We start from the raw sequence: 11,639 nt of genomic DNA on the forward strand, positions 1-11,639 counted from the left end.
CGCCGCACCAGCGAGGGCAAGACCAGCCGCGAGATCAAACGCTGCCTCAAGCGTTACATCGCCCGCGACCTCTACCGCCTACTCGAATCAGGACCAATCAGGGATTGACGATCCATAGGAGCGTCCGAGAACCCGCTCACCCGCCGCGAGGACCTCACCGAAGCCGAAGCCGACGTCCTCTCCCGCGAACGTCGCGACGTCGCCAGAGCGCTCGAGGACCACTTCGGACTCATCCTCGAAGTGCGGGCCGAAGGGGCACTCGCATACGACCCCGACGAAGAACTCACCGACGTCGCCTTCCCCGGAAACGGCACCGTCCGCCAAGCCGCGCTCCTGCTCCTCGACGCTCTCACCGACACCTCCGCCCCACCGCCGGCACCACCGTCAACCGCCCCACGCACAGCCGGGCCACCGCGAGCGACGACACCAAGGCCATGGACGAAGGCGGCGACCGAACCCGGCAGGTGCCTGGTGCCCTCGCCTCGTGGGAGATGGTCACCGGCGAGCTCGAGGACCTCGCCGCCCGCAACGGAAAGTCGTGGCGAGCCGACGTCGCCGGAGACGTGGACCGGCTGCGGACCGAAGTCGTCGACCTACTCGAAGCCGTCTCCCTGGTCAGCGCCAACCCGAACGGCCTCGCGCTGCACCCTGCCTGCTTCCGGTACCGGCCCCAACCCGTGCGCACCCCCGCCCGCCCGCGACGCACCTCCAGCGGCGCGACCACGGACGCAGACAGCGGCGACCCTTCGCTCTTCGACACCAACTCGGAGGTCCCATGACCATCACCGACCTCAACCCGCATGCGCCCGCAGGCGCGGGCGACGACCAGACTCCCGCCCAGCACCACCCGTACCGGTGGCGCATGCGGCGGGCCGGCATCGTCAACGTCTGGTACTACTACGACACCGAGTTCGACTTGTCCGGCGGCCGACTCGTGCTCCGCGGCACCAATGGCTCCGGCAAGAGCCGCGCGCTGGAGATGCTGCTCCCGTTCCTCCTCGACGGCGACCGCCGCAAGATGGACGCCACCGGAGCGAACAAGGTCCGCCTCCAGGACCTCATGAAGGCCGGTGGCGACGGGCAAGGCAACCGGCCCGGGTACCTGTGGCTAGAGTTAGCCCGTGACCTCGACCCCGACGACGAGGCCGACGCCGACGCGATCGCCGACGGGCGCGACGTCGCCTACCTGACGATCGGCGCCTTCCTGCGGTACTCCCCGGCCACGACCGATGTGAAGGCCTGGTATTTCATCACCGACCGAAGGGTTGGACACGACCTGCCGCTGTTGTCCCCGACCCGCGACGCGCTCAGCCGCGAACAGCTCACCGAGCTCATCGGCTCGGCCCAGATCACCGACTCGCCCACCACCCACCGCGACCGGGTCCGGACCGCCGTGTTCGGACTCATCGGCGAAACCGGTCGGGAGCGGTACGACGGGTTCCTCCAGCTCCTCCACACGCTCCGCTCGCCCGACGTCGGGAACCGGATCGAAGAAGGAAAGCTGCCTCAGATCCTCTCCGAAGCGCTACCCCCACTGAGCGAAGCGGCGCTGACCGCCGCGGGCGAACAGCTCGACGGACTCTCCGAGACCCGCAACGCCCAGGAGCGGCTCGAGGCGGCCCGCGACCACGTCCGCAACTTCCTCGAGACCTACCGCCGCTACGCCGCCGGTGCTCTCACCGCGACCGCTGAGGAAGCTCTCGCCGCAGCCACCGCAGCATCCCGGGCCGACAAGGACGCCACGACCAAGAAGGCCCGTCACCAGGAGCTCGTCAGCGAGCTCGCCGAAGCGAAGGCCACCACCGGGGAGCTTGCCGAGGCGGTCAGCGAGCTCGAGCGGACGATCGCCGGCATCAAGGCCTCCAAGGCGTACGCCGCCCAGCGCGACCTCGACGAGCGCGGCAAACGCGTCGACGCGCAGGGGGCCTCGGCCGACGTCGCCCTGGGTGCCGCTGCCCGATCCCGCGCTGCGGAGGATGCCGCAGCGGACGCCACACGCGCCCGCGCCGAAGAGGTCCTCGCCCAGGCCCGCGACGTGGCTGGCGAACTAGACCAGGTGCACCAGACCCTTGCCGCCGCTGGTCTCCCCATCCGGCTGCCAGAACCGGTCGGCGCGCGCACCACGACATCCCCCGCCGAAGCGGACACCGTTCGCGTGGACCGAGACGAGGACCCGCAACCGTTCACCCGTCCCACCGCGACAGAGGTGACCGTCGGCCCCACCCCGGCCGACCTTGCCGCACACTTGGACCGCACCCGCACTGCCGCAGGAGAACGGCAGCGTCATGCCGCCACGCGGCTGACCACCGCGCAGAGCCTCGACACCCAGCAGGCCGAAGTCACGTCCGCTGAGTCCGCAGCCGCGACCGCAGCTCAGCGAGCCGAGGAAGCAGCAGCCACCGCAGGCGAGCGGGCCGGCGCGCTCGACACCGCGGTCAACGGACTGCACCAGGCGTGGAGCGCGTGGCTCGACGACCCCGACACGCTCGACGCGTTCGGCTCCGGCATCGCCTGGCAGACCTTCGACGCCCTTCAGGACTTTCTCGGGGACCCCGCCCAGCTGACCGTGGTCGAGACCAGCCCTGCGATCACCGAAAACCTCGATTCCCTCGATCGCGTCCCGCACCTGGCAGCCAGCGACGCCCGCAGCCGCCACACCGCTCAGCTGGCCAGGCTCGCCGACGCCGACGACCGCGCCCGGGAGACCCGCGCCGAGCTCGAGGCCGAGAAGGCCCGCCTCGAGTCCGCGATCGACCCGGCCCCCGCCGCACCACCGTGGCTGCAGCCCACGCCCGAAGGAGAGGTGCCGCTGTGGCGCGCCATCAACTTCGCCGACGTCGTCCCCGCCGCCGACCGGGCCGGCCTCGAAGGTGCATTGCTCGCCTCCGGCTTGCTGCTCGCGACGGTCACCGCGGAAGCATCCCTCCGCGCCCCCGACGGTCAGATCCTCATCCGCCCCCACGGCGACCCCGCGGTAACGCCGGTCACTGGCACCCTGGTGCCCGACGACGCATCCGGGCTCCCCGCCGCCACGGTCACCGCCGTCCTCGACCGAATCGGGTACGGCGCCGAGGCCGGATCGGTGTGGGTCGACACCGACGGGTCCTGGGGCGCAGGCGCTTTGTCCGGCCGGCACCAGCCGCCCGCCGCTGCTCACATCGGTGCCGCGGCCCGCGCCGCCGCTCGAGCCCGCCGGTTGGCCGAGATCGCCGAACAGGTGGCGGACCTAGACAGGGCCGCGGAGGTCCGACAGGGCGCTCGGGTAGAGGCGGAGACCGCCCTGGAACGGATCAACGACCGGGTCCAGCGGGCGCCCGTCACCCGAGACGTCTCCAGCGCACGTGTCAGCGCTATCGAGGCAGCAGGTCGCGCCGAGGTAGCACAGCAGGCCGCTGACGGGGCCGCCCGTAGGGCCGAGGAGCTCCGGGCGCAGTGGGCCGCGGCGAGCGCGCGGCACCTCGACATCTGCCGCCAGTTCAGCCTCCCGACCGGCAGTGCCGAGCTCGCCGAGGTGCTGAAGGCGCTCGCCGAAGCGGACCGGACCTGCGCAACGGCGATCCGGATGACCCACGAACTCGACCGGCGGCTGGGCCTGCACGCCGACGCTGTCAATCGGCTCGACCGCGAACGGCAGGCGCGGCGCCAAGTCGAAGCCGCGGCCGACGAAGCGTGGACCCTGTGGCACGGCGAGGCCACCGAGCTCGAGTCGATCCGCGAAATGCTCGGCGCCGACGCCGCCGAAGCGCTCGCGAACCTCAAGGCGGCCGAAGCGGCGTTGAAAGAACGCAGCAGGGAGCTCGGCTCCGCACGGGAGTCCATGGAGTCCCTTCAGCACGACTGCGGCGTCGCTGAGAGCAAAGCAGCAACCGCTGCCGAACAAGCAGAAGCGACCCGTACCGAGCTCGCCACGGCAGCCGGCCGGCTGGTCCGCCGGTACGCACTCCCGGGCCTGGTGGCGGCCGCCACCGGCGCAGCTGTGGAACCGCTCGAGATCGCAGACGTGAGCGTCTCCTCTGTGCAGGCGGCCGCGAACCGGGTCCGTGCCGAGGTCGGCACCGCGACCGCAACGGTGAGCGACACGGCTGCGAGTAAGGCGGAGCAGACGCTGGACCACAACCTGACCGGCACGCTCGACGTCACGGTCGACGTCGAGGACGGCGTACGCCTCGTCGAAGTGTCCGACGCCGCCGGCACCCGGACGGTCGCTGAGGCAGCCGACGAGCTCGAGCGGCTCTGCCAGCAGGGCCGCGATGCCCTCTCGGATCGTGAGCGGCGGGTGTTCACCGAGTTCGTCCTCGGTGGAGTCGCCGAAGAGCTGCGCCGCCGCATCGGGCAGGCCGAGCACCTCATCCACGACATGACCCGCCGACTGGGCGCCATCCGCACCAGCCACGGTATCGGCGTGAAGCTGCGGTGGCGCCTGGCCGAGTCCGCGGACGGCGGCATCGCCCGTATCAGGGAACTCGTCGCCACGGACGCCCGTGTCCGCTCGCCGGAGAACACCGCCGAGCTCACCGAGCTTCTCAAGGCACGCGTCGACGAGTCGTTCGCCCTCGACGCAGCCGCCGGGTTCGCCGCCCACCTGCGCAAGGCGCTGGACTACCGCGAATGGCACCACGTTGAGGTGATCATCATGGGCCCAGCCCCAGGACTGGAGCGGCGCATCGCTCGACGGGCGAAACTGTCCCAGGGCGAGATCCGGTTCGTGTCGTACGTGACGCTGTTCGCAGCCGTCGACGCCTACCTGTCCGGCCTCCCGGACGCGAAGCGTGCCCTGCGGCTCATGCTCCTCGACGACGCGTTCGCGAAGGTCGATGATCGCACGATCGGCGAACTCATGGGCCTCCTGGTCCGGCTCGACCTCGACTTCGCGATGACCGGCCATGCCCTGTGGGGCACCTATCCGCAGGTCCCGAAGCTCGACTGCTACGAGATCCGGCGCGTCGAAGGAAGCGCCGCGGTCACCACCCACGTCCACTGGGACGGCCACAACAAGCACCTGCGAGCTGCCCGGTGACAACACCAGAGGGCGGCACACCATCTAGCCGGCCAAGGCTCGACCCGGAACTGCGGGCGTACCTGACCGACCCGTGCCTGACTCCGCTGTGGGAGGCAGTGCGGAACCGCCTCGAACGCAATCGGCTCCGAGCCGGCGGCGTGGTCACCATCGACCTGGATGAGATCGGAGCCGACCGGCTGTCCGGGCTCCTGGGCAGCAACACGCGCGCCGGCCGAGTCGGGGTGCGGCTCGATGATCTGGACCGTGCCCTGCGTGCCTCGTCCGCTGCCGCCGGCCTCGTGACGGTGGTCGCCGACCTGGCCGGACGACCGCTCGTGGACCGGGCGGCGGCCCGGGAGGACGCAGTGAAGGGCCGGGCAGAGATGATCGGCCTCCTCGATGCTGCGCTCGCCGATGCGGGCCTGACCGATGCCGGGTGGGTGCCCGGATTTGTAGACACAGTCCGCCGGACGGGGCTCTTGACCCGCGCCGGCCCCAGTGCCGCAGCCGCGATCCGCAGCGCTGGAGCAGTCCTGGCCGAGATGCGTGCCGCTGGCGTCCTCGCCCCCGCCACCCAGGACGGAGGCGAGACCGGCCTCGGGGGGTGGGAGCTGGCCGAGCTCGCGAGCCGCTGCACCGGTGACGCGCACGGCCTCGACGACGGTCGGGTCGCATCCGCCCTGGTTCTGCGGGCCGCGGCCACCGCCCTCGAGGTACCGGTCCCAGAGACTGCGGGCGCTCGCCGGGACCTGTGGGGACGACTCGGCGTGACGACCGACCACGTGTCCGGCACTGTGCTGGTGTGGGCCCTGCGACCACCCGGGAACGATCCGTGGTCGGTGATGATGCGGTCCCGCGCCGACTTGGGCCTCGTCACACACCTGACGCTGCAGGAGCTCCACGGGCCGGTCGCCGCGGTGCCCTCTTGGTGCACAGAAGGCACGGTCGTTTCTGTGGTGGAGAACCCTCAGGTTCTGCAGGCGGCAGCGAAGGCCCGCGTACCCGAGGTGCTGTTGTGCACATCGGGGAACCCCTCGACCGCAGGGTGGGTACTGCTCCGCCGCCTGATCGCCGACGGAGCGGCCGTTCGGTATCACGGCGACTTCGACTGGCAAGGTGTCGCGATCGCAGGTCGGGTGCTCGCGGCCGGCGCCTCGCCGTGGCGGATGGCCGCGGAAGACTACAGCGTTGCGGTCGCCGGCTTGCCGTCGGATGCGAACCTTGGCCTGTCCGGCACGCCGGTCGCGACGGCCTGGGACCCGACGCTGGCGATCGAGATGGAGCGCCTCGGTGTCGCAGTCCATGAGGAGCTGATCTTGGCGACTCTGCTCGACGACCTCCACCGTCCCGCGGGGAGCCCGCAGTCAGGCCAGGACGAGGGCACCGAAGCATCCCACTAGCCGCCAGTCGGCGCCGCGGGTGGCGTGTTGCCCATGGTGGCGATCAAGCCGGCGCGTAACGATGGCGCTATGGACTTGTATGAATCAGCGATCCATACAAGTGGGCAGGATCTGCACAGGGTGTCGTGTTCAGGTGGTGGGTGGTCGCCGGCACAGGCCCGACGTGGGAGCCGGCACGGTCGTGGCGATGTTGATCGATCCACGTCGGGCCAGGCTCGGGATCGTGATTGTGCGATCGGCCTTGGACATCGTGCGACGGACATCCTCGCCGCGGTGAATTCGGCGCAACAGGCGGGCTTCAGTGACCGTCATGGGCTTGGTGTCCGCCTCCCGTGCGGAATGAACGGCGCGCGGTGTGACTCGTAGGTCGTCGCCGTCCCGGGTCAGCGTGAGTCCGACGCTGGTCAGTGCGGTGTCGAGAGCCGGTAGCGCTGCGTCGACCTCGTCGATCGGCATGGCTACTGCCGCGGCGAGGTTGGTGAGGCTGATGCCGGGAGCGGACATGATCGTTCCGCCGATGCGTTCTTGGAGCTCGTGGCCTTCGGCGGCGTTGCCGTTGGCGAGGAGCATGGCGGGTCGTACGCCGAGTGCGGTGGCGATGCGGTCCAGGACGCGCAGGGGGAGGTCCCCGGGATCGGCGCCGTTCTCGAGGCGCCGGATGGTCTGGTGGTCGACGCCGACAGCCTTGGCGAGTCCACGAATGGAGTAACCGCGATCGACGCGAAGCGCGCGAAGGTAGCTCGTGTTGATCATGGGAGCTCGTGCACGGTGATGCCGAGCTGGCGGAGCGCTCGGAAGGTGTGGTCGCGGCTTCGTTCTGCCCGCCGGCCATGGACGTGGATGCCCAGGTCGATACGGGCGTCGGTCAGAGCCTTGGCCAGCGCCTTCGGGCTGTGGGGCAGCAACCGGTCGGCCGGGTCGGCGCCGGCTGCGCGGCGAAGGTGGAGCTGAGCCCGTAGCGCGACCCCGGCAGCGGGGGTGAGCTCGATGATCTCGCCGCTGCAGCGAACGACGTGGTCGTCGGGGCTGCAGTCGGCGAGGCGGATGGTCGTAATGTCACCGACGCCGTGTCCGGCCCGGGTGAGAGCTGTCGTGAGCGGCCGGAACGGCTGGCGGTAGGCGAGCATCGTGTCGTCGACCTGCGCGCGGGGGAGGAGTGGCCGCTCCTCGTGGTGGTGTAGCTGCGTGTGATGCACCTTGACGTATAGCTCGCGGTGCCATGCGGCCAGTTGCAGGCCGCGGATGTCAACCGCGAGCTGGTTGTCGGTAGGCGCCTGGTTGAGGAGGTCGAACACCAGGTCTGCGACCGTGTCCTGGGTGGCACCGTGTCGGTCGAATGCGGTGTTGCAGGCCGCGATGACGTCGACCAGGCGGGCCTGGGTGCGGTCCAGGTCGTCCCCGTGAAGGTGGTCGAGGCACGCGTCCCAGAAGCTGGTGAACTCAACCCGGGGCATCCGGGGCAGGTCGCACGCGGGCAGGAGGTTCGGTGTGCGTGCTGTCCGGGCCGGGGCGACGTCGTCGACGTCGCCAATCCGGGTGGTACGGCGGGCGAGCCCGTGGGCGTGAGCCTCGGTCGGCGGTGGTCCGTGCAGGAGCCACAGGTGCTGCAGGCCCGCGCCCGCGGCGAGGTCGCACAGGCGGCCGAGGGTCTGGGGACGCAGTCGTTCGGCGTGTAGCACGACGAGCTCACGGGTTCGGTGAGCAGCGAGCCACGCTTGGGCGTGGACGCTGTCTTCGTACTCGTTGCGCCCTTTGCCTGCGATGTCGCGGCGCTTTCCGAGCGCGGCCAGGACGTCCCCGGCGAGGACGTGAAGGCGTCGGAGGTCGGGGCGCACCTCCACCCACAGCGGTCCGGTGGGGTCTTGGGGGTGGTGGGGAGCTGTGGGCAGCGGACCGTCGAGGACGGGGACGGTGATGATGTCCATCTCAGGTGTGCTTCCGGTTCGGGATCTTGGCGAGGCTGGCGATGGTCGCCTGGGCCAGGCGCTTGTCGAGGCGGGGCGGAGTGCCGACGGGCGCGCTCGGGTCGCGCTCGTAGAGCCAGAGTGCTCGGTGGAGGAAGTTCGTCCAGCGGGCGAGGTTGCCGTGGCAGACCTGGTCGTCGATGGCGGTCAGCAGGGGTGGCTCGGCGTTGCGCAGCAGCGGGTGGAGGCCTTGGAGGCAGTCGAGCAGCTTCCCGCTGGTGAGCGGTTTGACGTGCACGGTGCCGGTGATGGCGTGGGCCAGGAGGGGGTCACGTCTCAGGGCGTCGCCGACGGCTTCGTCGCCGATGAGGATCATCGCGAACCTGGTGTGGGGGTGTGCGTGGAGCCACTGGAGCTGGCCGGCGGCCTCGCTGGTGAGTCGTTCGACGTTTCGGATGACGATGATCCGGTCCTGCTCGCCGAGGGCCTCGATCAGGTCGTCCTGCAGGTCTCGCAGGGGCAGGTCGGCGTTGGGCGCGAGCTGCCGGTAGAGCCAGGTGTTGATCTTGATGGCGTTCTGGCTGGGGGGAAGGTCGATCTGGTGGGAGGCAAGCCGCTGGGTGGCGAGGTAGGCCGATACTGCGGTGGATCGGCCGGTGCCGATGGCGCCGTGGACGAGCATGACCTCGTTGCGGGGGATGACGTACTCGGCGGTGTGGCGGACCTCGGTGAGCGCGGGCGTCGGTAGATGGCCCAACGTAGGGCTGGTGGCGGCGATCGTGCTCGGGGCAGGGCTGCCAGGGGACGGCGTTTCGCGGCCAGGGCGATTGGCGGTGGGGGTCACAGTTCGAGCCTCAGCTGGTCGGGGTCGGCCTCGACGAAGCTGGCGAGGACATCTTCGGCGCCGGCGTCGAGGTCGTCGAAGCTGGTCTCGGCGACGACGGTGCGGTTGCCCTTCTTGTCCCTCACGATGCGAGTAGCGCCGTCGGTGGCCCGCCGGGTGCGGTTGGCCGTGGTGAACCGGGCCACGGCTGCGCGACGGGCCTCGGCACGGTGGGCGAGGAACTCCTCGGTCTGGTCGGCGTTGAGCTGGTCCTTCGGGTAGGCGGTGCCGAGGTGCTCTCCGTCGAGGAAGACCTCGATGAAGTGGCGGTCGTGCGGCAGGTGCCGGATCTCGACCTTGCGCCCAACGGTGCCGTTGAGACCGCCGGTGGGAATGAGCCAGTCGATCGTGTCGAACCGGATCCCGTTCTTGGAGACCTTGACGTTCTTGGCGAGCAGGAAGTCCTGCCACAGCCGCTCGGGGGCGATCTCCTCCAACGGCGTCGCGTCGGCCTGCCACATCTGCAGCGGCGTCCGGCCGGTGCCAGAGATGACGTGGCCGGAGACGTAGTCGTCCATCCAATCCGCGAGCCACACCAAGAACTCGTCCTCGCACATCGCGTGTGTCTCCAGGGCGCTGTGGCCGCGCAGATCCCGGGGGCCTTCGGTGTACCCGGGCAGCACGGATAGGGCGGGCTTGAGGGTGCCGAAGAACCGTTCGATGCGTCCCTTGAGGTGGGGGGAGTACGCCGGAAGGGCGCAGGGGATGATCTCGAGCCGCAGGCAGGACTCGGTGATGATGTCGGCCAGGAACTCCAGACCGCGGTCCCAGACCGCCCGGGTGGGCCGACCGCCGACCAGCGTGTTGCCGTCAGGGGCCGCACGCAACGTGAAGGCCTGCATCAGCGACGCGCGCACCTGCTCCGCGGTGGGACGACCGAAGGTCAGGACCCAGGACAAGACGTAGCGGGTGCGCCCGTCCAGGACCACGGTCAGCCACGGCTTGAGGGCATGGGTGTGACCGGTGGGCACGACGTAGATCGGCAACTCGGTGTGATCCAGAAGCAGGTCGCTCATCCTGTGCGGGTAGTCGTTGGTCAGATAGACCTGCGCGTCCCGGTATCCGGCACTTCCCCGGCGGGCGTAAGTGAGCTGTCCGGTGCCCAATTCCCGGTTCACCCGCCGCTGGAAGGTGCGCAGGCTCGGCAGCTGCAGCTTCGGGCGGGTCTGGGCGAGCAACCGGTGCGCGGCGGCCATGTTGCCGCAGGCGAGGAAGACGGCGGTTGCGATGGTGGCCGGATCCAGGTCCTCCGCGGGCTTCGCCTCGTCGTTGACGGTCGCCGTCAAGGCAATGGAGGTGGCGTCGGCCTTGAGGACGCGGCGCAGGTGCCGCTCGGAGTAGCTAGACTCCGCGGCGTAGTGACGCAGCATGTGCGGTGTGATCACTTCGCCCCGCTCCCGGTGCTCGCGCAGGGCTGCGAGCGCCTTCTCGAGGAGAGGACGTTCGTGCTTGGGCCTGTTCACGGCCGGTCCTTTCGGTAGGAGGTGCTGGACAGCGGCACCGTGTGGAGTGCGGTGTCGGTGAAGGTGGACGATGCGGGGTTGTGGGTGCTGAGCAATCGGCACCCGAGGAACCGCGGGCCCCACAGGTCACGGCCGGAGGCGACGTACTCCAGGACTTGCGAGCGGACCGAGGAAGCAGCCAAGTGCCGGTGGTGGCCGACCTTGACCTCGTCGATCAGCACGCGGCCGTCGGTGTGTCGCCACAGAAGGTCGACGCGACCGCGGCCCAGGCGCGACTCGGCCGCGACGAACTGCCAGTGCGCGGGTAGGGCGAGGTGGCTGAAGTACGACATCACCGCTGCGCGCAGGTTCTGCCGATGCGCGCGCTTCTCGACGGGTCGGACGCCGATCAGCAGTCTGTCCACCGCCTTGGCTTGAGCCTCGAGCGTCGGGCCGGCACCGTCACGTGCGATGGTCGCGATCGCCAGGTGGGCCATGGCGCCCAGGTCGGCGCTTCGCGCCAGTTCCTCGTCCCATTCGGGGATGGTTCCGCGGTAGATGTGCATGCCCGCGGATGGTCGGTCGAGGACGATCCGGCGCAATCCCCGCACCGCGCACCGCGCGAGGTCCTCGGCCGGGATTCGTCGGCGCTGCTCAGTCGGCAGCTCCCGGGGTGCGCAGCAGAAGCCAGACTGCTGCAGAAACACCGGTCTCGCCCATCCAGACACGGCCCAGCAGGCAAGCGGACCAGAACTGCTTGGAGAACCCGAACCGTTCGGTGACCAGGGCTGCTGCCTGCCGGTCACCTCGAGCCCGAATACGGCACGCAAGACCGTGCTGGACCTGGGCCACGGCCTGCGACCGTCGGTCTCCACCGGCCGGGAGCCGGGTGGCGGCCTGAGGGTCTTGTCCGAACTTCCAGGGGTCGACCAAGTAGTCGCGGGGAGCAAGGCTGCGCTGGTCCAGCAGGCGTCGTCGAGCAGACATGCGGCGGACGGTGACGTCGCTCCC

Annotated in this window: 8 protein-coding genes and 1 pseudogene; 4 read left to right on the forward strand and 5 right to left on the reverse strand. The window is 70.2% G+C overall.

Features of this window, described 5'->3' with window-relative positions:
* Positions 1-114 precede the first annotated feature (114 nt).
* The 4 genes and pseudogenes from ACPOLA_RS15530 to ACPOLA_RS15545 form a co-directional block, all read left to right on the forward strand.
* Positions 115-363 (forward strand): annotated as a pseudogene (locus tag ACPOLA_RS15530) (DUF2398 family protein); the annotation flags it as partial.
* Between the two features lie 71 nt (positions 364-434).
* Complete coding sequence (locus ACPOLA_RS15535) at positions 435-779, forward strand: DUF2398 family protein (RefSeq protein WP_435771366.1); 345 nt, start codon at positions 435-437, stop codon at positions 777-779.
* Entirely contained in the window at positions 776-5,017 is a 4,242-nt protein-coding gene (locus ACPOLA_RS15540; protein WP_435771368.1) for a TIGR02680 family protein, read from the forward strand. The genes ACPOLA_RS15535 and ACPOLA_RS15540 overlap by 4 nt, the downstream gene beginning before the upstream one ends.
* Positions 5,018-5,157: 140 nt before the next feature.
* Positions 5,158-6,399: a TIGR02679 family protein gene (locus ACPOLA_RS15545; protein ID WP_435771369.1), complete on the forward strand. Its 1,242-nt coding sequence runs from the start codon at positions 5,158-5,160 to the stop codon at positions 6,397-6,399.
* Between the two features lie 129 nt (positions 6,400-6,528).
* On the opposite strand, the gene ACPOLA_RS15550 is transcribed toward ACPOLA_RS15545, so the two are convergent.
* The 5 genes from ACPOLA_RS15550 to ACPOLA_RS15570 form a co-directional block, all read right to left on the reverse strand.
* A complete protein-coding gene (locus ACPOLA_RS15550) occupies positions 6,529-7,152 on the reverse strand; it encodes a helix-turn-helix domain-containing protein (RefSeq protein ID WP_435771370.1) in 624 nt (207 codons plus the stop codon).
* Positions 7,149-8,324, reverse strand: a complete 1,176-nt coding sequence (locus ACPOLA_RS15555) for a hypothetical protein (protein ID WP_435771371.1) — start codon at positions 8,322-8,324, stop codon at positions 7,149-7,151. Before ACPOLA_RS15555 ends, ACPOLA_RS15550 begins: the two co-directional genes overlap by 4 nt.
* 1 nt (position 8,325) lies before the next feature.
* A complete protein-coding gene (locus tag ACPOLA_RS15560) occupies positions 8,326-9,060 on the reverse strand; it encodes an AAA family ATPase (protein ID WP_435771373.1) in 735 nt (244 codons plus the stop codon).
* An 83-nt stretch (positions 9,061-9,143) separates the two neighbouring features.
* Positions 9,144-10,751 carry a TnsB C-terminal domain-containing protein gene (locus tag ACPOLA_RS15565; RefSeq protein WP_435771374.1) on the reverse strand — a complete coding sequence of 536 codons (1,608 nt, stop codon included), beginning with the start codon at positions 10,749-10,751 and terminating at the stop codon, positions 9,144-9,146.
* On the reverse strand, positions 10,646-11,335 hold the full coding sequence (locus ACPOLA_RS15570; protein WP_435771376.1) for a PD-(D/E)XK nuclease family protein: 690 nt from the start codon (positions 11,333-11,335) through the stop codon (positions 10,646-10,648). The genes ACPOLA_RS15565 and ACPOLA_RS15570 overlap by 106 nt, the downstream gene beginning before the upstream one ends.
* Between the last annotated feature and the right edge of the window lie 304 nt (positions 11,336-11,639).

Origin of the sequence: Nocardioides proteolyticus, assembly GCF_051280635.3 — a bacterium.
GTDB lineage: Bacteria > Actinomycetota > Actinomycetes > Propionibacteriales > Nocardioidaceae > Nocardioides.